This is a genomic window from Arthrobacter sp. AFG7.2 (genome assembly GCF_002892835.1).
Taxonomy (GTDB): domain Bacteria; phylum Actinomycetota; class Actinomycetes; order Actinomycetales; family Micrococcaceae; genus Arthrobacter.
This window is the reverse complement of the sequence record NZ_PJMB01000008.1, coordinates 83,334-106,087: the sequence shown is the minus strand read 5'-3', so window position 1 is coordinate 106,087 and position 22,754 is coordinate 83,334. Positions and strand designations below refer to the sequence as shown.

Annotated in this window: 20 protein-coding genes; 8 read left to right on the top strand and 12 right to left on the bottom strand. The window is 65.5% G+C overall.

Annotated features, from left to right (window positions below; genetic code table 11):
• Positions 1 to 3: 3 nt before the first annotated feature.
• Positions 4 to 798 (bottom strand): hypothetical protein, encoded by a 795-nt coding sequence (locus CXX84_RS14440; protein ID WP_102977415.1) that lies wholly within the window; start codon positions 796 to 798, stop codon positions 4 to 6.
• Positions 799 to 858: 60 nt separating this feature from the next.
• On the opposite strand from CXX84_RS14440, the gene CXX84_RS14435 reads away from it, so the two are divergent.
• Positions 859 to 1,401, top strand: coding sequence for a prepilin peptidase (locus CXX84_RS14435; protein ID WP_102977414.1), 543 nt, complete (start codon positions 859 to 861; stop codon positions 1,399 to 1,401).
• 109 nt (positions 1,402 to 1,510) lie between these two features.
• Positions 1,511 to 1,981: an NUDIX hydrolase gene (locus tag CXX84_RS14430; RefSeq protein WP_102977413.1), complete on the top strand. Its 471-nt coding sequence runs from the start codon at positions 1,511 to 1,513 to the stop codon at positions 1,979 to 1,981.
• Positions 1,982 to 2,103: 122 nt separating this feature from the next.
• On the opposite strand, the gene CXX84_RS14425 is transcribed toward CXX84_RS14430, so the two are convergent.
• The 5 genes from CXX84_RS14425 to CXX84_RS14405 all read right to left on the bottom strand — a co-directional run bounded on the left by CXX84_RS14425 (position 2,104) and on the right by CXX84_RS14405 (position 7,392).
• Positions 2,104 to 3,786, bottom strand: coding sequence for an MDR family MFS transporter (locus CXX84_RS14425; protein ID WP_102977412.1), 1,683 nt, complete (start codon positions 3,784 to 3,786; stop codon positions 2,104 to 2,106).
• Positions 3,783 to 4,454: a TetR/AcrR family transcriptional regulator gene (locus CXX84_RS14420; protein WP_102977411.1), complete on the bottom strand. Its 672-nt coding sequence runs from the start codon at positions 4,452 to 4,454 to the stop codon at positions 3,783 to 3,785. Before CXX84_RS14420 ends, CXX84_RS14425 begins: the two co-directional genes overlap by 4 nt.
• Positions 4,455 to 4,577: 123 nt before the next feature.
• Entirely contained in the window at positions 4,578 to 5,999 is a 1,422-nt protein-coding gene (locus CXX84_RS14415) for a class II fumarate hydratase (RefSeq protein ID WP_102977410.1), read from the bottom strand.
• Between the two features lie 88 nt (positions 6,000 to 6,087).
• On the bottom strand, positions 6,088 to 6,702 hold the full coding sequence (locus CXX84_RS14410; protein WP_102977409.1) for a carbonic anhydrase: 615 nt from the start codon (positions 6,700 to 6,702) through the stop codon (positions 6,088 to 6,090).
• 9 nt (positions 6,703 to 6,711) lie between these two features.
• Positions 6,712 to 7,392 carry a DUF4245 domain-containing protein gene (locus CXX84_RS14405; RefSeq protein ID WP_102977483.1) on the bottom strand — a complete coding sequence of 227 codons (681 nt, stop codon included), beginning with the start codon at positions 7,390 to 7,392 and terminating at the stop codon, positions 6,712 to 6,714.
• A gap of 223 nt (positions 7,393 to 7,615) precedes the next feature.
• Here CXX84_RS14405 and glpX point away from each other — a divergent pair, with 223 nt between their 5' ends.
• A complete protein-coding gene (gene glpX / locus CXX84_RS14400) occupies positions 7,616 to 8,638 on the top strand; it encodes a class II fructose-bisphosphatase (protein ID WP_189337610.1) in 1,023 nt (340 codons plus the stop codon).
• 86 nt (positions 8,639 to 8,724) lie between these two features.
• Complete coding sequence (locus CXX84_RS14395) at positions 8,725 to 9,780, top strand: lipid II:glycine glycyltransferase FemX (RefSeq protein WP_102977407.1); 1,056 nt, start codon at positions 8,725 to 8,727, stop codon at positions 9,778 to 9,780.
• Positions 9,781 to 9,870: 90 nt separating this feature from the next.
• On the opposite strand, the gene manA is transcribed toward CXX84_RS14395, so the two are convergent.
• From manA to CXX84_RS14375, 4 genes are read right to left on the bottom strand one after another with little or no spacing between them, the layout of a single operon-like run.
• Positions 9,871 to 11,118: a mannose-6-phosphate isomerase, class I gene (manA, locus tag CXX84_RS14390; RefSeq protein WP_102977406.1), complete on the bottom strand. Its 1,248-nt coding sequence runs from the start codon at positions 11,116 to 11,118 to the stop codon at positions 9,871 to 9,873.
• A 40-nt stretch (positions 11,119 to 11,158) separates the two neighbouring features.
• The gene (locus tag CXX84_RS14385) at positions 11,159 to 12,823 is read right to left on the bottom strand and encodes an LCP family protein (RefSeq protein ID WP_102977405.1); all 1,665 of its coding nucleotides are present in this window, start codon (positions 12,821 to 12,823) and stop codon (positions 11,159 to 11,161) included.
• A gap of 9 nt (positions 12,824 to 12,832) precedes the next feature.
• Positions 12,833 to 13,411, bottom strand: coding sequence for a 5-(carboxyamino)imidazole ribonucleotide mutase (gene purE / locus CXX84_RS14380; protein WP_102977404.1), 579 nt, complete (start codon positions 13,409 to 13,411; stop codon positions 12,833 to 12,835).
• Positions 13,408 to 14,598, bottom strand: a complete 1,191-nt coding sequence (locus CXX84_RS14375) for a 5-(carboxyamino)imidazole ribonucleotide synthase (RefSeq protein ID WP_102977403.1) — start codon at positions 14,596 to 14,598, stop codon at positions 13,408 to 13,410. Before CXX84_RS14375 ends, purE begins: the two co-directional genes overlap by 4 nt.
• Positions 14,599 to 14,772: 174 nt before the next feature.
• On the opposite strand from CXX84_RS14375, the gene CXX84_RS14370 reads away from it, so the two are divergent.
• Positions 14,773 to 15,342: a GtrA family protein gene (locus CXX84_RS14370; RefSeq protein WP_102977402.1), complete on the top strand. Its 570-nt coding sequence runs from the start codon at positions 14,773 to 14,775 to the stop codon at positions 15,340 to 15,342.
• 44 nt (positions 15,343 to 15,386) lie between these two features.
• On the opposite strand, the gene CXX84_RS14365 is transcribed toward CXX84_RS14370, so the two are convergent.
• Complete coding sequence (locus CXX84_RS14365) at positions 15,387 to 16,085, bottom strand: TIGR03089 family protein (RefSeq protein ID WP_102977401.1); 699 nt, start codon at positions 16,083 to 16,085, stop codon at positions 15,387 to 15,389.
• A gap of 405 nt (positions 16,086 to 16,490) precedes the next feature.
• Between CXX84_RS14365 and CXX84_RS19435 the strand changes: the two genes are divergently transcribed.
• The 3 genes from CXX84_RS19435 to CXX84_RS14350 are packed head-to-tail and all read left to right on the top strand — an operon-like array spanning position 16,491 to position 22,109.
• Positions 16,491 to 17,021 carry a WhiB family transcriptional regulator gene (locus CXX84_RS19435; RefSeq protein WP_102977400.1) on the top strand — a complete coding sequence of 177 codons (531 nt, stop codon included), beginning with the start codon at positions 16,491 to 16,493 and terminating at the stop codon, positions 17,019 to 17,021.
• Between the two features lie 29 nt (positions 17,022 to 17,050).
• Positions 17,051 to 20,422, top strand: a complete 3,372-nt coding sequence (locus tag CXX84_RS14355; protein WP_102977399.1) for a glycosyltransferase family 2 protein — start codon at positions 17,051 to 17,053, stop codon at positions 20,420 to 20,422.
• Entirely contained in the window at positions 20,415 to 22,109 is a 1,695-nt protein-coding gene (locus CXX84_RS14350; RefSeq protein WP_102977398.1) for a DUF5719 family protein, read from the top strand. Before CXX84_RS14355 ends, CXX84_RS14350 begins: the two co-directional genes overlap by 8 nt.
• Positions 22,110 to 22,154: 45 nt before the next feature.
• Here CXX84_RS14350 and CXX84_RS14345 read toward each other — a convergent pair whose 3' ends face one another.
• The gene (locus CXX84_RS14345; protein WP_102977397.1) at positions 22,155 to 22,667 is read right to left on the bottom strand and encodes a metallopeptidase family protein; all 513 of its coding nucleotides are present in this window, start codon (positions 22,665 to 22,667) and stop codon (positions 22,155 to 22,157) included.
• Between the last annotated feature and the right edge of the window lie 87 nt (positions 22,668 to 22,754).

Genomic DNA, 22,754 nt, shown 5'->3' with positions numbered 1-22,754 from the left:
ACATCAGGCCGGAACATCCCAGCTGATGTGGCGGCGGACGTCGGTGAGGTTCATGGATTCGGCCAGGAACAGGTCGTCCAGCATGTACTCATCCACGGCGATGATTCGCAGCCAATGGCCGTACCGGTCCGATTCAGGCTCGCGCGAGCAGCTGGACACGCATACACCTGTTCCCAGGTCCACGCGGATCCGGGACCGGCCGGGCACGCACAGGGGAGCAGCAGGATCCAGGGGATGGTAGGCGGGGGTAGGGGTCACCACGGCTTCAAGTGCGGGCCGGCCCTCATGCTCAACCTGGCGGACATCCTGCACCACCACGGGGTTGCTGCCAGGGAACTCCAAAGGCGCGGGGGCATTGCCTGCCAATTCCACCGGATCCAGCGCTGCAGAGAAACGCCCGTTGCCGAACCCCGGCTCGCCGTAGGCTGCTTCAGGGCGGCGCCGCACCAGCCCATGGTCGTCGTAGACAGGCGTTACCAGGTTGGGCGGCAGGAGCCAGGACTTCCGCGTCGAACTTGTGTACAAGCCGCCCCTGGAATCGTTGATGCCGGTGGTGCTGTGGAGGACCAGTCCCTCCGGGCTTTCCAGCCGCAGTGCGCCCGGCCTGCGAAGCCACGCCCGGACCAGGGGAGCGGCAGGACTTGGCGCCTCCTCGAACGGCTCGTCCCAGTATTCGAAGCGCAAGGCCTGCCACTTCCAGGGGGAGGACCGGCACAGGTTGCGGAACAGGGCCGCGAGGTCGGTGGGGGCAACACCACTGCCCGGATCCGGCCGGTGCCGCGCATCCCACGTCGCCATATCCACAGTTTACGCGCGGGCGGTACTGCGGTGGAGCCGGAATCCAGTAGCATCCGAGGGGTGATCCAACGACTGGGCGAACTCTGGCAGCACGAACCGCCGGCTTTCTGGCTGGTACTTGCTGCCTGCGCCTACTTCGCTGTCATGGCCGTTCGGCTTACCGTGATCGACGTCCGGCACCACCTCCTGCCCAACAGAATCGTGTTTCCGTCCTACGCTGTGGCCGGTGTCCTGCTCCTCGTGGCAGCAGCGATGGCCGGTGCGGACCAGGGTGTTGCTGTTGCGTACGCCGGCTTCACATTCCAGCCCGTGGTCCAGGTTGTGGCCGGAGGGGCGATCCTGTGGGTCTTCTACTTCCTCCTTCGGTTCGCGTATCCGCCGGGCATGGGATTTGGGGATGTGAAACTTGCCGGGGTCCTGGGCATGTACCTCGGCTACCTCAGCTGGGGGCACCTCTTCGCCGGCACTTTCCTGGCTTTCCTCCTGGGCGGCCTGTGGTCCATCGCCCTCCTGGCTGCGCGCAGGGGAACCCTGAAATCGTCTATCCCTTTCGGGCCATTTATGCTGGCCGGCGCCGCCGCCGCGATGCTGCTTCCGGCCTGATCGGCGCGGCTGGCCAGCCGGGGCGGCGCAGGCAGGCGCGCGCAGGCGCGGCAAGCGGATCGGCCGGGCAGGCAGGCACAGCCCACCAGCACTTGGGTAGGCTGGCTGAATGCCTGCGCCTGACTACGTCCTGAAGCTCCGCAAGAAAATCGGCAACGACCCCCTCTGGGTTCCAGGGGTGCGCGGCGTGGTGGTCGACGCCGCAGGGCGGGTCCTGCTCGCCCAGCGGGCCGACAACAAACAATGGGCTCTGGTCAGCGGAATGCTCGAGCCGGGAGAGCAGCCCGCGCGTGGGCTGGTGCGGGAGATTTTTGAGGAAACGGCAGTAGTGGCTGAACCTGAGCGGGTGGTGTCTGTTGGGGCTGTGGGTCCGTTCACCTATCCCAACGGCGACGTCTGCGAGTTCCTGGACGTCGTGTTCCTCTGCCGCTACGTCTCGGGGACTGCCAGGGTGAACGACGACGAGTCCTTGGCCGTTGGCTGGTTCGGCCTCGAAGAGCTGCCCGAACTTATGGCCGGGCACCTCACAAGCATCCATCGGGCACTGGCTCCCGCCGAAGCCGCCCATTTCGAGCCCTGACGGTCGCTGCCGGATTGAAGAAAGAAACACAGCAGGAGCGCCGCAACACCCAAGAATGCGGCGCTCCTGCCGGCTTTGACCCCGGCCTGCGGTATGCGGGCCGGGGGGGGGCACGACGGCGGTCAGTGTCGCTGGGAAACCAGCTCGCCGTCGTCGTCCTTGGCATTGCCCCGCAGCCCTGCGGCCTCCGTCGTTGACGCAGGCAGGCCGGCGGCGAGGCGCTCAGCCTCCTCACCACCCACAGCTTCGCCGCGTGCCACCATCCCGGCAGTGTCCGAGAGCGGAATCTGCTTCAGCGTGACGGCCAGGATCAAGGCAACCGCGATGAACGGGATCAGGTACCAGAAGACAGGGGCGAGCGACTCGGCGTAGGCGTTGACGATCGCGTCACGCAGCTGCTCCGGAAGCTGACTCAGCGCCTGCGGGTCCAAGGTGCTGGTGGACTGGGCCGCCTGGTCGGCTGACGCGCCCGCGCCGGTGAAGGCGACGGTGAGGGACTCCGAGAGGCGGTTGGTGAAGATAGCGCCGAAGACTGCAACCCCCATGGCCGCGCCCACCTCCCGGAAGTAGTTGTTGGTGCTGGTGGCCGTGCCGAGCTGGTCCGCGGGGACGGAGTTCTGCACCACGAGGACCACTACCTGCATGATCAGGCCCAGGCCTGCCCCGAAGATGAACAGCTGGACGCAGATGGTCCAAATGGGGGTGCTGGCGGCGAGTGTGGTCATCCAGAGCATGGCCGCCATGGTGAAGGCCGCACCAAGGATGGGATACATCCTGTACTTGCCGGTCTTTGATATCCGGACACCCGAGTAGATGGAGGTTCCCATCAGGCCCGCCATCATCGGGAGCATCAGCAGGCCGGATTCGGCCGCGTTGGTTCCGGAGGACATCTGCAGGAATGTGGGGACGAAAGCGATCGCGGAGAACATGCCCAGTCCAAGGGTGAAACCGATGGCCGTGGCGTTAACGAAGATCCGGTTGCGGAACAGGCTCAGCGGGATGATGGGATCCTCGGCCCGTCGCTCCACCAGAACGAAGGCGGCAGCCGAGAGGACCATGCCGGCGCCGAAGGCCCACGTGAGGGGCGAATCCCAGCCCTCGTCCTTCTTGCCGCCGAAGTCGGTGAAGAAGATAAGGCAGGTGGTGGCGGCAGACAGCAGTATGACACCAAGGATGTCGATGCGCTTGTCAGCCTTCTTGTTCGGCAGCGTCAGGGTGAACCAGGCGATGGCGAAGGCTGCGATGCCGATGGGAATGTTGATGTAGAAGGCCCACTCCCAGGTCAGGTGGTCCACGAAGAAACCGCCCAGCAGGGGACCGGCTACGGCGGACAGGCCGAAGACGGCGCCCAGCGGGCCCATGTACTTGCCACGGTCCTTGGCAGGGACGATGTCGGCGATGATGGCCTGCGAGAGGATCATGAGTCCGCCCCCGCCGAGGCCCTGGATGGCCCGGAAAATGACGAAACCCCAGAAATCTGTGGCAAGGGCGCAGCCCACGGAGGCCAGCGTGAACAAGGCGATGGCTATCAGGAACAGGTTGCGCCGCCCCAGCACATCCCCAAATTTGCCGTAAATGGGCATCACGATGGTGGTGGCGAGCAGGTACGCCGTGGTGATCCACGCCTGGTGCTCCACCCCGCCGAGTTTGCCCACGATGGTGGGCATGGCGGTGGAAACGATGGTCTGGTCAAGGCTGGAGAGCAGCATGCCGGCGATGAGCGCGGAGAAGATGATCCAGATGCGTTTTTGGGTGAGCAGCAGGGGACCCGCTGGTGTTGCCCTGTTCCTGACGGTAGTACTCATGGTTGTCCTTCTGCGGGTGTGGGTTCCGGCTGATCGAATGGCTGGGAGAAGAGGAGGCTTGCGGCGGAAATGTTTTCCATCAGCAGGTCCTGGTAGGCGCGGGTGTTGCCGTCGGAGAAATAAGCCATGCTGCTCTTCCGGGCGATGGTGCTGAGGAGGACAACGGCCATTTGCACCACAGGATGGTCGGGCGGGACGCCTTCGCGCCGTGCGACGTCGCGTGCGAACTGCGCCTCCCGCTGCTCCGTGATACCAATAATCCGAAGGATCAGCTGCGGTTCCTTCTTGACCACGCCGATGAGTTGCCGGGTTTCCTCCTCGGCGCCGGCCATGTCATCGGAAAGCCGCAGGGAGAGTCGCACCAGGTCCCTGAACAGTGTGGGGGAGATGTTTCCTGGACGGGAGGATGCCCCGCCGGCGACGAATTCCTCGATGACGTCCGCGGGAATGTCATCGTCTGCGTGGCCGATGATCGCATCTTCCTTGGTGGGGAAGTAGTTGAAAAACGTTCGCCGGGAGATGGCGGCCCGTTCGCAGACTTCTTCAATGGTGTAGCCATTGAGGCCGTGTTCGGCGGTCAGGACCCGTGCGGCGGCCGTAATGGCAGAACGGGTTGCGGCCCGCTTCCGCTCACGGAGGCCGCCTTCTAAACTTGCACTTTCATCCACAGAGTAAAGTTTTGCACTCAGGGCGGCTATAGTGCAACTTCAGGAGGGTGGGGTGCGGAACGACGGCGGCCGCCCACCTTCGCAGGGAAGGTGGGCGGCCGCCGTCGGAAAAGCTGTGGCGACTTACGCCTTGTGCGGAGGACGTGTCATGGACATCACGTCCAGGGCCGTGTCCAGCTGCTCCTCCGTGAGCTCGCCGCGTTCCAGGAAGCCCATGGCTACTACCGTCTCGCGGATGGTCAGGCCCTCGGCAACTGCCTTCTTGGCGATCTTGGCCGCGTTCTCGTAGCCGATGTGCTTATTCAGCGGGGTGACGATGGACGGCGATGCTTCGGCCAGGAAGCGGGCACGCTCCACGTTGGCGGTGATGCCGTCGATCATCTTGTCAGCCATGACCCGACTGGTGTTGGCCAGCAGGCGGATGGATTCGAGCAGGTTGGCGGCCATCACGGGGATGCCGACGTTCAGCTCGAAGGCGCCGTTGGTTCCGGACCAGGCGATGGCTGTGTCGTTGCCGATGACCTGTGCGGCCACCATGATGGACGCCTCGCAGATGACCGGGTTGACCTTGCCGGGCATGATCGAGGAACCCGGCTGCAGGTCCGGAATGGCGATCTCGCCGAGGCCGGTGTTGGGGCCCGAGCCCATCCAGCGGAGGTCGTTGTTGATCTTCATGAACGAGATGGCGATGTTGCGCAGCTGGCTGGACGCCTCGATGAGGCCGTCGCGGTTGGCCTGCGCCTCAAAGTGGTTGCGGGCCTCCGTCAGGGGCAGCCCGGTGTCCGTGGCCAGCAGTTCGATAACCCGCTCCGGGAATCCTGCCGGGGTGTTGATGCCGGTTCCAACGGCGGTCCCGCCCAGGGGAACCTCGGCGACGCGGGGGAGGGAGGCGTTGATGCGCTCAATGCCAAACCTGACCTGGGCTGCGTAGCCGCCGAATTCCTGGCCCAGCGTCACGGGCGTGGCATCCATGAGGTGGGTGCGGCCGGACTTGACGACGTCCTTGAACTCCACCTCCTTGCGCTCCAGGGACTCGGCCAGGTATCCGAGGACAGGAATGAGGTCGTTGATCAGGGCGGACGTCGCTGCGACGTGCACGGACGTGGGGAAGACGTCGTTGGAGGACTGCGAGGCGTTGACATGGTCGTTCGGGTGGACCACCTTGTCGCTGCCGGCTGCCTTGAGGGAGCGGGTGGCGAGCTCGGCGATGACCTCGTTGGTGTTCATGTTCGAGGACGTGCCGGAGCCGGTCTGGAAAACGTCGATGGGGAAGTCGCCGTCGTACTTACCGGTGGCAACCTCATCCGCGGCTTCTGCGATTGCTTTGGCCAGCTCGCCGTCGAGCACACCCAGTTCAGCGTTGGCCTGGGCGGCAGCCTTCTTGACCCGGGCCAGTGCTTCGATGTGCGCACGTTCCAGGGTCTTGCCGGAAATCGGGAAGTTCTCCACTGCCCGCTGCGTCTGCGCGCGGTACAGTGCGTTCACGGGGACGCGGACTTCGCCCATCGTGTCATGTTCAATGCGGAACTCTTCAGTGGAAGTCATGGGGCTAGCTTAGGACGCACAGGCGCCGCATCGAAAACCGTGAACTCCTTGCTACACGCTGCCGGCCGGGGTTGTTGCGGGGGAGCTCCTAGAGCTTGCCGATTCCGGAAACGAGGTTGGCGCGGCCCTCGGCGAGGCTGTAGGAAAGGCCGATCACGGCAGCCTTTCCTGAGCCGATTGCGTCTGAAATCACACGGGAGCTGTCCACGAGCCGTTCGGACGTCTGTTTGACGTGTTCCACCACCATGTCATTGACGTCGGTCTGGTCATTACGCAGGGATGTCAGGACGGAGGGCGTGATTCTCTCCACAAGGTCCCTGATGAAACCTGCCGGCATTTGCCCGGTTTCGACGGCAGACTTTGTGGCACTCACGGCACCGCAGCTGTCATGGCCAAGGATCACGATCAGGGGCACACCCAGCACCCCGATACTGTATTCGAGCGAGCCCAGGACGGCGTCGTCGATAACCTGCCCTGCCGTCCTGACAACAAAGACGTCACCCAGCCCGACGTCGAAAATTATCTCTGCTGCGAGCCGGGAGTCCGAGCAGCCGAAGATGACCGCGAAAGGATGCTGGTTTTCCACCAGGGAGGACCGCCGGGACGCATCCTGGTTGGGGTGCGAGGTCTCACCGTTGACAAAACGTTCGTTGCCCTCGCGGAGCCGGCGCCAGGCGAGTGCGGGAGTCAGGTAGGTAGTCACGCGCCTACCTTACGGGGCGGCAGCGGGAGAGGGTGAAACTGTGACAGCCGGGTTGCTTTCCAGTGATTTAACGACGGCGTCAGCAAGGGCCGAGAATTCCTCCAGTTGGGCTTCACCGGACAAAATGACGGTGGTCCCGCGGTAGGCCAGGACCATGGACTTTTCGCCCTTGCCGGTGTCCCGCAGCTCCCACTCCTGGCCGCCGGCGTTGCGGGAACCGGTGACGGGGGCATTCCTGGTCTGCTGGAGAAGCCACGTGGGATTGGCTTCCCGGGTCTGGACCAGGCCTATGAAGGACTCCCTGGGCGTCAGGTAGCCCACTTCCCATGTGGGCACACCGCTGCCGGAGCCGGATTCCCACCTGGCGTAGTTGGGGCGGAATGCACCGCCGGTATCCGGCGCCACCGGTGTGAATCCCGCCACATCCGTGGCGTTCCGGGAAACGGCTTCGACGTCGATGTTCGGACGGTAGCCGTCACTCTTGGGCAGCGGATTCATGAGGATAATGGGCAGGAAGGCGGCGATGCTCACCACCAGGGCGATGATCATCCCGATGACTGAGGCGTTAGCGCGCTTCGCTGCAGCGGCCGGAATGACAGGCTTTACCGGCGCGTCTCCTGCCGCAGGGCCCGATCCGCTGCTCCCTCCGGATTCGGACGGCTCTGGGCTGGGGCTGGTCTTTTCCTGCATGTCATTCACACCTCTATAGTCGCCCATGCCGGCAGGCAAGTTCCATTTAAAGCCCACTGCTGAAGGGCACGGACTCCCGGCACATTGCGGTATGGCGTCATCCGCCGCCCCCGGAGTGGCGCCGCGACTATGATCAATACCAGAGGAATCACCGCTCAGCTGTTCCGGCGGGCGGGTTCAATGATCGCCACTCGAAGAAGAGGTTCACGTGTCACCAGCGTCCATGACCCAGAAGTACTCCACGATCTCCCCGTCCCTCGCGGTTGGCAACGATGAGCCGGACCGCAACCTCGCCCTCGAGCTTGTCCGCGTGACCGAGGCGGCAGCCATCGCCGGCGGACACTGGGTTGGCTTCGGCGACAAGAACACGGCAGACGGCGCCGCTGTCGACGCCATGCGCTCCTTCCTGCAGACCGTCCACTTCAACGGCGTCGTGGTCATCGGCGAGGGTGAAAAAGACGAAGCCCCCATGCTGTTCAACGGCGAACGCGTCGGCGACGGTACCGGCCCCGAATGCGATGTGGCCGTTGACCCCATCGACGGCACCCGGCTGACGGCACTGGGCATCAACAACGCGCTCGCCGTCCTGGCAGTGGCCGAACGCGGTTCCATGTTCGACCCCTCCGCCGTGTTCTACATGGAGAAGCTGGTCACCGGCCCCGAAGCCGCGGACATGGTTGACCTCCGCCTCCCGGTTAAGCAGAACCTGCACCTCATCGCCAAGGCCAAGGGCGTCAAGGTCAACCAGCTCAACGTGATGATCCTGGACCGCGACCGCCACAAGCCCCTGGTGGAGGAAATCCGCGAGGCAGGCGCACGCACCAAATTCATCATGGACGGCGACGTCGCCGGTGCAATCGCCGCTGCCCGCTCCGGCACCGGCGTCGACGCGCTGATGGGCATCGGCGGCACACCCGAAGGCATCGTGGCGGCCTGCGCCATCAAATCCCTCGGCGGTGTGATCCAGGGGCGTCTCTGGCCCACCAGCGACGAGGAGAAGCAGAAGGCCATCGACGCCGGCCACGACCTGGAGCGTGTCCTCTCCACCAACGACCTCGTCTCGAGCGACAACTGCTACTTCGCCGCCACCGGCATCACCGACGGTGACCTGCTTAAGGGCGTGCGGTACTCCAAGGACAAGGTCCTCACCCAGTCCATCGTGATGCGTTCCAAGTCCGGCACCATCCGTTTCGTGGACGGCGAGCACCAGGCCAGCAAGTGGGAAGGCTACGCCCGCAAGAGCTGATTTCCGGCCCCGCCGAACGCCAGATCCCCGGACTGCCCTGCGCTCCGGGGATCTGGCGTTTAAGCCCTTGGTATAGGGTTGAAGCCATGATTCCTGCTGTTGTGCCCTGTACTGACCGCGCCCTCTGGGACGACCACGTCGACCGGTTCCAGGGACATCCGCAGCAGTTGTGGGGGTGGGGTGAGACCAAAGCCATGCATGGCTGGTCCGTTGACCGCGTACTGGTCAATGACGGCGGCACCACCATTGGCTGCGCCCAATTGCTGGTCAGGCGCCTGCCGCTTCCCTTCCGTGCCCTGGTCTACATTCCCCGCGGCCCGATGTGTGAGCCGGAGCATGCACAGGCCGTCCTCAACCGCCTGGCGGAGCATGCTGCCGTCCGTCACCGGGGAGTTGCGCTGAGCATTGAACCGGACTGGGACCAGGACTCCGTCTATGCAGGCGCCGTGGCTTCTGCAGGGTTCCGTCCGTCCGCCAATACCGTGCTGATACCGCGCACACTGATCCTTGACCTCACGAAGTCCGATGACGAGCTCATGGCGGACATGTCCAAGTCCACCAGGGCCAACATCCGCAAGGCCATGCGCAGTGACGTTGAGTTCCGCAAGGTGAAGAACGACGCCGAACTTGAGCAGGTGCTGGCGATTTACCACGAGACGGCGGAACGGGCCGGGTTCGGAATCCACGAGGACCAGTACTACCGGGACATCTTCCGGAACATGGGGGACGGCTCACCCGTCATCGGGGCGTTCGACGGCGAGCAGCTGCTGGCGTTCGTCTGGCTCGCCAGGAGTGGTTCCACCGCTTTCGAACTCTACGGCGGCGTGTCTGCCGAGGGGCAGAAACAGCGCGTCAACTACGGCGTGAAGTGGGCGGCACTGCAGTCCATGCGCGAGGATGGCTGCCGCCGGTATGACTTCAACGGCCTGCTCAATGACGGAATTTCCGATTTCAAGAAGCAGTTCGCCAAACACGAGAACATGCTTCTCGGGACCTGGGAAAAGCCGCTCTCCCCGCTGTACCCTGCGTACGCGCAGGCCATGCCCCTGGCGCGCCGCGGACTCCAAACGGCACGCCGTGTCCTCAAGGTTGCTGCCGGGAGAGTCCGGCCACTGATCCAGAGGGTACGCCCGGGCAGTTAGCCCGCGCCAAGCAGAGGGCGACGGCGGCACCCGCCCGGGTGCCGCCGTCGCCCTTTTTGTCGCTGCCTGAGGGGCCGCGGGCGCGGCCGGCTAAAGGCCGGTGGTGACAGCGAAGGCCAGCGCGGGTTCCGTGCTCCCGGCCACCGGGTGAACGTTGACCGGCGCCTCGGCGGCAGCCAGGAAGGCGCTGCCGCCGCGCGAGAGCTGCAGATCGCCCTTGGGTGAATCAAGGTAGATGTCACCGGCCATAACGACGATCACGGCCGCGCCGGATTGCGCCAGCGGGACAGGTCCCGCATCCGGCGTGAGTTCAATGCGCTGGAGCTGGAATTCCTCGAACGGCGGGCGGAAAAGCTCCTGGTCCATGACGGTCCGTTCGGCCTCGAGCCTCGGCACGGCCACGGGCTCGAAATCAACGGTGCGCAGGAGTTCAGGAACATCCACGAACTTCGGGGTAAGCCCGCCGCGCAGCACGTTGTCCGAGGATGCCATCACCTCCACGCCCAGGCCGTGCAGGTACGCGTGGACATTCCCGGCCGGAAGGTACACCGCTTCACCCGGTGCCAAAGACACGCGGTTCAGCAGCAGGGAGATCAGGACGCCGGGATCGCCGGGGTACTTCTCGTTAAGGCTGATGACCGTGTTGATCTCGGCCTCATAAGGAGCAAAGGAGGCTTCTGAGAGGAGCGCCGCCACGATGATTGCCGTGTCGTCGGCAACGGCCTGGCCGCCCGTTATCAGGCGCTCGAAGGCGCTCCGAAGGCCGTCCCGCTCATTACCGGCGCTCAAGTCTTCCAGCAGTGCCCCGATCAGGGCCGGCGCTTCACCGTTCCCGGAATCGAAAGCCGCGGCAACACGCGCCAGGATCTTTCGTGTTTCAGGTACCGGACGGAACCCGCACAGCGCCTCAAACGGGGTCAGGGCAAGGATCATCTCGGGTTTGTGGTTGTCGTCCCGGTAGTTCCGGTGTGGCGCATCGGGAGCGACACCTTCAGCATTCTCCCGTGCAAACCCGGCCTTTGCCTGCTCCAGGCTCGGGTGGACCTGCAGGGACAGGGGCTGTGCTGCGGCGAGGACCTTGGCCAGGAAGGGCAGCCGGGGGCCGAAACGCGCCACGGAATCAGCACCGAGGAAATGCTCCGGATCGCGTGAGATCAAGGAGTCCAGGGGAGCGGCGGAACCGTCCTCCGGGACGCGTGCCACCGACGGCGAGTCGGGGTGGGCACCGATCCACAGCTCCGCTTCCGGCCTGCCGGACTCCTGCCGTCCCAGCAGGGCCGCGATGGCCGTCGTCGAACCCCAGGCGTAGTCGCGAAGGACGTTCTCAATCTCGTACAAAGCCGTTCCGTTCCCTAGGTCTGTCAGATGAAGTGCGCGGCTATAACGGCGCGCACTGGCCGTTGGTGGCCACCAGTTCCCGGATGGCCTGCTCGTTTCCCTCGAGTTTGAGCTGCGTCAGCATCTCTTCGGTGATGGGTTCGCCGTCCGGCGTGGTGGTGACAGGCGTAAAGTCCGACGGCGCAGGCGACTGCTGCGCCGGCACGGCGCCTGCCAGCGGGGCTGCGGCGAGGGGGCGGGCCGCAGCCGCCTGAATGTGCCCCGGGGCGCTGCTTCCCGGGGCAGCGCCGGCATCCACCATGACGTCGTCCTGGACGCCTGAGGCCTGGGCAGAGGAAGCGGACGCCAGCAACTGGTCCACACGGTCGTGGATCTCGTCGAAGTTTGGAACCGTGGAGAACGAGGCGTCAAAGTCCGGCGGCCCGATGGTGAGCCTTTTGATGTCCAGGCCTTTTGCCTTGATGGCCAGATCCACGAAGCTTCCCAGCTGCGAGGAGGAGATGTTGGAGTCCACCACTTTGGTTCCCGCATCGGCGATGTCCTCGAACTTGGCCAGCAGCGTGGCGGGGTCCAGCTGCCTCAGCATGGCCTGTTGCACGCACTGCTGGCGCTGGATGCGGGCATAGTCGTCCACATACTCCCGCGATCTTCCATACCAGAGCGCCTGGTTGCCGTCGAGGGTCTGCTCTCCGGCCGGTATCCACCCGATGGGCATCCCGTGGGTTTGGCTGAACTCGTCGAAGTAGCCGCTCATGGGAACCCATCCGCCGGCTTTGATCCTGATGCCGCCCATGGCGTCGATGAGCCGGGAAAAGCCGTCCATGTCCACCAGGACGTATGCCTGCACGGTGAGTCCCAGGGTCCCGGAGACTGCTTCGAGTGTGGCCTGCGCACCGGGATCGGCAACGCCGGGATAAAGGTCCGCGTACTCGTTGGTGACCTCGGTGTTGATGGCGTTGATCAGGCACTCGTCCCCGCAGTCGTAACCGTCGGGATAGATGGCCCGCATGGGGGAGCCCTCGCTGAACTGGGCGTTCTGGAGGTTGCGGGGCACGGAGATGATGGCTGTCTGCCCGGACTTGGCGTCGATGCTGAGGACAGAGAGGCTGTCCGGGCGCCGGCCCGTGCGGTCGTCGCCGGCGTCTCCGCCCATCATCAGGAAGTTGTAGCGGCCGTCCACGGGGTCGATGGTGGGGCCGGAGGAGAAGATGTTGCCGATCGCGTTCCTTCCCACATTCAGCAGGTAGGCAGCATAGCCAAGGGAACCGCTGCCCAGGACCATCGCCAGCACCAGCGCCACCGCGACTCCGGGCCGTGCCGAGGGCGCCAGCAGCACGGGGCGGATGAGCCGCAGGGTGTTGAGGAACAGCAACGCCCAGCCTGTGGCCAGGGCTGCCAGCAGGATCACGATCATCAGCGAGGCAAAGGGGTTGGTGATGATGTTGATCAGCAGGGTCCGGTTGAGGAGCAGCAGCAGCAGGGTGAGCCCGGCTGCTGCCCAGGCGCAGAGCGTTACGCGCAGCGCGGTGCGGCCGAGTCTGCGGTCTCCGGCGACGATCTGGGCGCTGCCGGGAGCCAGGAGGGTCAGGAGGATCAGGACAAAAGCGCGTTTTGTACGGACGGGCGGGGAAGCGCTGACCGGATAGCGGACGGGGTCCGTCATGGAGCCGCCGGCGGCGGGCTGGTGGACCTTGCTGCTTGACATACGCGCCGCCTAGCGGCCGCCCCGCAGGGCCCCGTTGCCGTCGGCGAAGACTTCGCTCACTTTCTGCCGCAGGTTGGCTCCCTTGCGGGCAGCGACGGCGTTGAGGTCGGCCGCGAAATCGAGGAGGTCTGCGCGAAGTGATGCGGCCAGCTCGTCCGTGCCTGCCGCGAGCATCCTGACGGCCAGGAGGCCTGCGTTGCGGGCACCTGCGATGGAAACGGTGGCCACCGGGACACCGGCGGGCATCTGGACGATCGACAGCAGCGAGTCCATTCCGTCCAGGGTCTTGAGGGGGACAGGCACGCCAATGACCGGAAGCGGGGTAACGCTGGCCAGCATTCCGGGCAGGTGGGCTGCGCCGCCGGCGCCCGCAATGATGACCCTTAACCCCCGTTCATGGGCTGTCTGGCCGTAGCGGATCATTTCGGTCGGCATCCGGTGGGCAGACACAACGTCGGCCTCGAAGGGGATGCCGAACTCCGCGAGTGCGTCAGCTGCAGCTTCCATGACGGGCCAGTCCGAGTCGGAACCCATGACCAGGCCAACCAGCGGGGACTCCTGGCCAGCGGGAGTGGTGTGGGCGCTCATGCGTTCTCCTCGAAAGTGCTTGGCATTTCTTCCACCCGCCCGTCGCGGATGATGGTGGCCACCATGGTGGCACGGCGCCGAACCGAGTCAACGTCTGCAGTGGATGAACCCACCAGGTTTACGTGGCCGATCTTGCGCCCCGGGCGGACGGACTTGCCGTAACAGTGGACCTTGGCCGCAGGTTCGCTTGCCAGCGCCAGCGGGAACGCCGAAAACAGGTCCTCGTTTGCTCCGCCCAGGAAGTTTTTCATCACCACGACGGGGGCCAGGACATCGGTGGCGCCGAGGGGAAGGTTCAGGACCGCCCGGAGGTGCTGTTCGAACTGGCTTGTTACCGAGCCGTCCTGGGTCCAGTGCCCCGTGTTGTGCGGTCGCATGGCAAGTTCATTGATCAGGAACCCTGCCCCTGTTCCCGGCGTTTCGAAGAGTTCGACGGCCAGCACTCCCGTTACTCCGAGTTCGCCCGCAATCCGAAGGGCGGCGTCTTCCGCGGCAGCAGCGACCTCTACCGGAATGTCCAGGGCCGGGGCAATCACTTCATCACATACTCCATCCACCTGGATGGTGTGGACCACAGGCCAGGCGCGGGCTTCGCCGTCGGGCGTCCTTGCCACGAGCGCCGAAAGCTCCCGCGTGAACTCCACTTTGGCCTCGGCAAGCAGGGGACTCATTGCCGCGAACCATTCCTCTGTGGCAGCGGCCTCTTCTGCCGATGAGACGACCCGGACGCCCTTGCCGTCGTAGCCGCCCCGCGGCATCTTCAGCACCACCGGCCAGCCTGTCTCCTCGCCAAAGCTGACCAAGGCTGCGACGTCCGCAACCGACGCCCAGGCGGGGTTGGGAAGTTCCAGCCGGTCGATCGCTGCACGCATCACCAGCTTGTCCTGGGCGTTCACGAGTGCATCGGGCCCGGGCTGGACGTTTACGCCGGCGTCCTGCAGGGCACGCAGGTGGTCAGTCGGGACGTGCTCGTGGTCAAACGTCATGACATCCAGGCCCTCCGCAAAGTCCAAAAGGGTCTGCAGGTCCTTGTAGTCGCCCACTGGCGAGGAGGACACTGCCGACACCGCGGAGACGTCGTCGCCTTCGGCAAGGACGCGGAGTTCGAAGCCAAGGGCAGTTGCGGCCGGGGCCATCATTCGGGCAAGCTGGCCGCCGCCAACGACACCTATTACTGGAAAAGTCACAGGGACCAGCCTACCGAAGACGGCCCGGTATGCCGCGTTTCGAGCGCGGCGGGGCTGGAGTGTTTCGGCCTGCGGACTGCCCCCGGCGGCAGGTTAGGGAGGCTGGCTCGCAGGTTTGGGGGCTAAAATGGCCTCTGGCCCAATGGCCCACAGTTCATACAGCCATGGAGGGCCATGTTCACCACACTTGCAGACCGTATCCGGGGACTGGCCTCGCTTTTTTGGCGCGAGGTGGCCAAGTTCGGAGCCGTGGGCGGAGTGGCCTTCGTTATCGACAACGGCCTCACGTATTACCTGATGCACGGCCCGATGACCGACAGCGAGGCCAAGGCACGGTTCGTGGGTGCCTCGATAGCAACTGTCTTCTCGTGGATCGCCAACCGGCTGTGGACGTTCCGGCACCGGCGGCAGGCCAATGTGCTCCGTGAATTCCTGATGTTCGTCCTGATCAATGGAATCGGCATCGGCATTTCCACCGGCTTCACCGCCCTTGCCAAGTACGGGCTTGGCATCACCGACAAAAACATGCTGTTCTTCGCGGGTGTTGCGGGCATCCTGGTAGCTACAGTTGTCCGCTTCTTCGCCTACCGGTTCCTTGTGTTCAACCAGGAACTGGACCAGGAGCCGGAATTCTCCCACGACCACGAACTCATCGAGCTCCACCCCCACCACAAGGAGCAGGCTGCCGGCGTGGAGCGGGCCGGGCAGCGCGAGCCTTCGCCGGACGGCCCTGCCAAGCCGTAGCTGAAGCGTGTACCGGAGCGGGCTGAAGAGCCCGCTCCGTTTCCTTAGGAGCCGTGAATACGTTCGGCCGTGAGGAGTTTTTCCGTCAGTTCCACATCCGGATGCGTCATCACCACGGAACCATCACGGGACCAGGCGCCCAATGCGTGGGACAGGGCTGCCTCCAGCCCGTTCCCGGCCGGCACATGGAGGCGCACGCTTTCCTCGTGGCCGGCCGCGAAGCCTTCGAGTAAGTCCAGGTGCGAGTGCAGGCTGCCGTCGCTGCCCACCACTGCGCAGCCCGCAGGATCCGGCTCGGCGTGCGGCATAAAGACGTCCCCGTGGGAACGGACTTCCGCAGCGTAGTCCAGGCAACCGGCGGGCAGCCCACCAGGCCAACGCATAGCCAGTGCAGGCAGTGCAACGGCGATGACGGCGTCGTAGGTTTCCTTAACTGCTTCCGGATCAGCGGTGACCAGGTAGTCCGCAGGTCCCTGATCGAGCACGGTTTGCAGTCCCACCTGCCAGGCGGCCAAGGCCCAGACGATGGACTTCCAGTGCGCCGGCAGCTCAAGGCGCACGCGCATCCCGGGAGCGGCATCCAGTTCGTCCTGGAGCAGGTTGCTGGTCTTGGCAACCCAGTTGTCCAGCACCCTGCCGGAAAGCTCCACGCGCTCATTATCGGGGCCGTACCAGGTCAGGCGGGGAGCCGTGGAATTGCCTGACCGAAGGGTTGCCATGAGATTGGCTGACGGATTGTTCATGGCTCCATCCTGCCACCGGCGGCGTATCGGGTCACGGGGCGGATCTTGGCAGTTCCGGGAACGTACTCCGGCTGGTGCCGGCTTCAGTGATATATCTCACACCCCTGATACTCAGCCTGCTTGCCATTTCGCGGAGTTGACGGTATTTTCCCGGGATTGTCGGCGGTTTCAGGCCCTTCCCGTCGTCTCTCCGGCATTCCGGTCAGACACTCCGAAGCCAGCGCAGAAAATTCCCGGGCGTGGCGTGCGCCATGTTCGTCATCGGGAGTGATTATTATCCGGCGGCAGCTTGACTCACCCAAGTTACACACGTGTAATTAGGTAACTAAAAGCAACTGCGTAAATGCCGGCACACAACCGAGTGCCGGGTATCCAGGCAGAGGCTGCAACATCAGGAGGGTCGCCATGGGGCAAGCAGAGCGTATCCAGGAAGATGCCGTGGTGGCCGGCCAGGCCACGGCAAAGTACCGCGCCCGGGGGGTGCCCAGCGACTGGTACGTGGACCCTGCCGATCCGGACGCTGCCGATCGGTACAACAAGACTGCGGGAGGACTGGAAGACCAGGCCACCGCGTTCCTCGCCGCCCACGAAGCCCTGCTGGATGGAGGCGCGGAGCCTGAGGACGAGCTTGACCCGCCCATGGAGCTGGCATCTGTTGATGCGGGACAGCCCGTGTGGATTGGGCTTCCCCTCCAGCAGGACTTCGACGACGAAGGGGAGCTGGGGTGGCAAACGGACGCTTTGTGCGCCCAGACGGACCCCGAGGCATTCTTCCCTGAGAAGGGCGGTTCCACCCGCGATGCCAAGAAAGTCTGCGGGGCATGCAACGTGCGCTCCCAGTGCCTTGAATACGCCCTGGCCAACGATGAACGGTTCGGCATCTGGGGCGGCCTGTCCGAGCGTGAGCGCCGGCGGCTTAGGAAGCGAGCAATCTAATTCACCAGGATGTTCACGTCACTGCCGTTGTGGTTGCCCACAACGGCAGTGCCTATCTGCCCAGAACCCTTGCAGCCCTGGCGGGCCAGACGCGGCCCGCCGACTACGCCATCGGCGTGGACACTGGCTCGCGGGATGATTCCGAGGTCCTCCTTCAGCAGGCCCTGGGCGAAGCCAACGTCATCAGCCAGCAGCGGGGCAGGGGCGGTATGGGGACCGCAGTATCGGCCGCACTGGCCGAACTGGCGCCGTGGTCCGGCCGCGCCGCCCCCGGGGCTGCTGAATGGATCTGGCTGCTCCATGATGATGCAGCACCTGCACCGCAGGCTCTCGCTGAGCTGCTCAGTGCGGTCGAACGAGCGCCCTCGGTAACGGTTGCAGGCTGCAAGCAGCTGGACTGGCACTCAGAACGCAAGCTGATCGACGTCGGCCTGTCCACCAGCCGGTGGGCTGAACGGCTCACCCTGATCGACGCCGACGAGCTGGACCAGGGACAGTACGACGGCCGCAGCGACACCTTCGCAGTCAACTCCGCCGGCATGCTGGTCCGCCGTGATATCTGGGAACAGTTGGGCGGTTTCGATCCAGCCCTGCCCGGCAGCGGCGACGACGTTGACTTCTGCTGGCGCAACCGGCTGGCAGGGCATCGCGTCGTGGTGGTGCCCGCGGCGCGGATGTTCCACGTTGCGCACCGGCCACACGCCCTGGGCAATGCGGCAGCAGCCCGGAAAGCACAGGTGCATCTGCGGCTGAAGCATGCCACGCCGTGGATGGTTCCCGTTCACGGAGCAGGAGCCCTTCTGGGCGGTCTGTTCAAACTCGTGTTGAGCATTCTGATTAAGGATCCCGGACACGGCCTGTCACAGCTCGTTGCCACGTGTGCCGCGCTGGGGAGGCCACGTGCCGTGGCTAAGGCGCGGCGAAGCGCCCGGCAAACCCGCCGGATCCGCCGGTCCGTCATCCGGAAGCTCCAGACACCCCGCCGCGAGGTCTGGAGTCATCGGCGGTCCCTGATGGAAGCGATAGGGGCGGACAACTCCCCGGCGGACGAACTTGAGCAGGATCCCCTGGCGCACCAGCCCACGGGCGACGCTTCCGACGACTTCGCGGCACTGGCCAGGACAAAGCGCGGCTGGGTGGGCAATGGCGCCCTTGCAGCGGTGATCATTGCGTCCATAGCGTCCCTTCTTGCCCTGACGGGCCTCTTCCGTGCTGACGCCGTTGCCGGCGGCGGGCTGATCCCCGTTTCAGCAGGCCTCGGCGACATCTGGCACCACGCCTCCTCCTGGTGGATCACGCTGGGGGCCGGGCTGCCGGGACGGGGTGACCCTTTCGGATACGTCCTGTGGATCCTGGGGGTCCTTGGCGGAGGCGACGCAAATGCCGCCATGGCCTGGCTGCTCCTGCTCGCGGCGCCATTGTCCGGCCTCACAGCCTGGTTCGCTGCGGGAGGGCTTACCGTCCGGCGACGGCTCCGCCTTGCCGCCGCACTCCTGTGGGCCGCCGCCCCTGCACTCCAGGTGGCAGTCAACCAGGGCAGGGCAGGGGCGCTGATTGCCCACATCATGCTTCCCCTGGTGGTCCTGGCCCTGCTCCGGGCTACCGGCTCGGCAGTAGGCCATGGGCGTTTCACCTTGCCTTCCCCTGCGGAACGGCGCTTCAGCGAAAAACCTCCTGCCAGGCCCGGCATCAACGGCACACCGTCCTGGACCGCTGCAGCTGCAGCTGGCCTTGCGTTGGCCGTGGTGGTTGCCTCCGCCCCCTCGCTTCTGCTTCCGGCCACCGTGGTGGTTCTGCTTTGTGGACTCCTGCCCGGCCGCCGCGGACGCACGGTCTGGTGGGCCCTGCTGCCCCCAGCGGCTCTGTTCATTCCGTTCGGCCTGTCCGTGCTTGACCGGCCGCGCGCGCTGCTGGCGGACCCCGGACTGCCGCTTGCCTTTGATGCCGCTCCACTGTGGCAACAGTTGCTGGGCCAGCCGCTGGAGTTCGATCCGCAGGGCGGCCTGCAGGGGCTGCCCTATTTTGAGGCCGGGGCGGTGCCCTGGGCATTGCTGCTGGCGCTCCTTGTGGCCGCCCCGGTGCTGGTACTGGCTGTTGCCGGTCTGGTGACCCCGGGAAACCGCGCCATGACAGCGAGGTCTTTGTGGGTGGCGGGTGTCATCGCCCTTGCCGGCGGATGGCTTGCCAGCCACGTGGCCACCGGGATAAATGCCGAAACCCTCGTGACCCCCTTTACCGGTCCGACTGTTTCAGCTGCGGCGTTCGCACTCCTGGCCGCGGCCATCCTGGGAGCGGAGCAACTCCTGGCCATGGCCCGGAAGTCTGCGGACAGCAGCAGCGCCAGGCGCAGGACGGCCCTTCGTGCTGCCACAGCCCTCGGCATGGCTGTCCTGCTGGCCGGACCCCTGGCCGGCCTCGCCGCGTGGTCGGCCCAGAACCTGCTGCGCCCGGCCACGCTGGACGCCACCGCCGTGGGTTCCCCGGGTGGCAGCGCCACGAACCCCGGGGATGCCGAAGCCGCCGGCCAGCTTGGAACACCGCGTTTAGTGGAGCCTGCCAGCCCCCGCACCCTTCCTGCCACCGCTATTGATCGCGGAACCGGCCCCGAACAAACACGCACCCTGCTGATCAGTACACGCGACAACGGTACTTTCGACGCGTCATTGATGCGGGGCGCCGGGACCACCCTGGACAGCCTCTCCACCATCGCGTCCGCACGGCACATCATCGGCAGCCCGGGCGCGGAAACCGTTCGGGACGATGATGACGTCACCGCCGCCGTCCGCCGCGTGGTGGCAACACTGGTTGCCGGACAAGGGGTGGACCCGCGCAGCGACCTCGAACAGCTGGGAGCAGGATTCCTGGTCCTCCGTTCCACGGATACAGCTGCCCAGCTGACAGCCAGCAGGATCGACGCGGTGCCGGGCCTGGTGGCCGTAGGCCAGACGGACGTGGGTTGGCTCTGGCGGATCTCCCCCCTGAACCAGCCGGTACTGCAGGCCGCCGATGTTGCCCACCGGGTACGTATTGTCGATGCAAGCGGTGCGGCCATCGGGCTGGTGCCCTCCACATACAACGACGTCGATGCGCGCATTCCGGCGGGGCCCGAAGGCCGTCTTGTGGTGCTCGCGGAACGGGCGGACGCGGGCTGGAGCGCCTGGCTGGACGGCCGCAAGCTCACGGCAACCAGTTCGGGCTGGTCACAGGCTTTCACCCTTCCGGCTTCGGAAGGCCAGCTCACCATCCGCTACGAGAACCCTTGGGCCCTCTGGTCAGGCATTGCCCAGATCACGGTGATTGGCCTGACAGTCATGCTCGCCATCCCCATGCCGGCACAGCGGCCCCGGACCGGCATCTCACGGGATGAGGGCTCCCTGCGTAAGGAACACCAGAATGCATGAGCACCCCACGCCGGCTGAAGCGCCGGACGACCAGCCCTCCGCTGACGCAGGCAAGCCATTGGGCGGAGGCGGGACCCCGGAGCCGGACGCAAAGGCGGACGTCCCCCGGCGGCCTGCTTCCCAGGGGCGTAAAGCGGCACTCGTGGGCATGGCATCCGCGGCATTGATCCTGGCGGGGGCGGGTGCGGTAGTAGTAGGTGGCTCTCTCGCGCCGCCGCCGGATTCCAGCCGTGCCCTTGCCGTCGCCGCGGCAGCCGTGCCCGCCGGAACAAGCCTTGGTGTGTGCCCTGGCCCTGCCCGACTGCTTGAAGGCACGGAAGCAGGCACCGACCCCCAGTTCAGTCCGAAATCAGCCACAGCGGCCAGTGCTGTCACAGGTGCCGTGCTCGGCGCCGCAGGGGTACTGCCGGCAAGCCGGCTGTCGGCACTGGACGGGACCACCGTCGTCGACACCGCCAAGGAGCCCGGCCAGGCACCATCCGCCGGGGCGCCCCAGGAACTCCTGGCAGGAGTGGTGGCCGCCCGCCCAGTGGACCAGGTGAGCGTACTCAGCGCGGATGCACTGGCCAATCAAAAAGCTTCAGCAGCAGCGGTGATGAAGTTCACCGCCACTGACGGCGACCTCCAGGGCACCGCGACCTCCAACTGCCACCAGCCCTCCAATGACCAGTGGCTTGCAGGGGCCAGCACCACCGTGGGCCGGGCATCAGTACTCGTGCTGACCAATGCCTCCACAACACCGGCCACTGTCAGCCTTGAGCTCTTCGGCGCCCAGGGCCAGATCCAGGCGCCCGGCAGCCGCGGCCTGTTGGTTGCGCCGGGCACCTCCCGATCAGTCGTCCTTGCGGGCCTTGCCCCGGGGGAGTCGCAACTCAGCGTGCACATCCGCAGTGCAGGCGGTCCCGTCGCTGCCGTCATCCAGCAGAGCGTCCTGCGCGGCCTCACGCCGGGCGGAGTCGACTTCATTGCTCCCGGAGCGGCGCCGGCTGCGCGCCAGGTGATGGCCGGAGTGGACATCCAGGACCCTGGCGGGGTGGCGCAGCTGACCGGAAAGGCAGGCTATGAGGACGCCGGGGCGGCGCTCCAGCTGACAGTTCCGGGACCGTCCGACGCGGTGGTGGAAGTTAAGCTCTACGGCCGGGACGGACAAGCAACCCTGCCCTCTGGTGGCGTCATCACCGCCAGAGCAGGTGCCGTCACTGAGGTATCCCTCGCAGGTGTCCCCGCCGGGCAATATACCGTTGCTGCGTCCTCGGACGTCTCCTTTGTTGCCGCAACGCGCGTTACCCGCGGACTCCAGGAAGACCAGCCGTCGGACGTGGCCTGGGCAGCGGCGGGAGTCCGTCTGGGCAGCCAGCACGTCGTTCCGGTTCCGCAGGGCGGGGTCCGCAGCCTGGTCTTCGGTGCTCTGGACACCAGGGCAACCATTTCCTATGCCGCCATCACCGCCGACGGGAAAGTACGGGCACCGGCTACCGCAGATATTGCCGGTGGGACAACGTCGTCGATCTCTGTTCCGGACAAGGTGGAGGACTCCGACGTGGTGGGCTACGTCGTGTCGGCGTCAGGGGATGCCGCTTATGGCTCGGTGCTGGTACAGCAGGACGGCAGAAGCGACGTCTCCACACTCGCCTTCCTGGCGGCAGCGGCAGGCCAGGAAACAGTGCCGGTTACCCTCAGCTACTAGCAGCTCCTGCCCTGGGCAGGATCGCGCCCGCTTTTTGCCGTGGGATCAGTACCGGCGGCGGTAGACCGGATCGAGCGTCTCCGGGGCAACACCCAGCATCTCGGCGGTGTACTCCACCACGACATCATGGACCAGGTCCTGCAGTTCTTCGGGCCCGGGGCAGCCCTGCTCCACCACCAGCCGGTAGACAGTGATCATTGGTCCTTCGGCGTCGGTGCCGGCAGTGTAGGAACCCATCGGCACGGAGGAGGAATGGGCGGCCAGCTGCTCCAGGTCCGGCGGTATCTCGTCGACGCCGAACCTGACCCCGTCCAGCGTCTTGCCCCATATATCGTGGAGCCGCTGCGCGGAATCGAGCACCATGTCATCAAAGCGGTCCGACCGCGTCCGGTACCCCGGGTGCGTGGGAAGCACGACCTCCCCCCGGAGCCCGCGTCCGTGCCGGTTCCGGCGCCGCGTTGCAAAGCTTTTACCCTGGGAGCCGTGGTCCGGGCCGCTATGCGCATCCGGATCAGCCAACCGGACCGTGAAACCTGATTTCTGGTTCGATGACTGCATACATCGACTGTAAACCCGGGCGAACATTTATGCGATACATGGGCGCGGGGGCAGGGGCGCGTCGGCCGGAACGGCAATGCGCTGTTT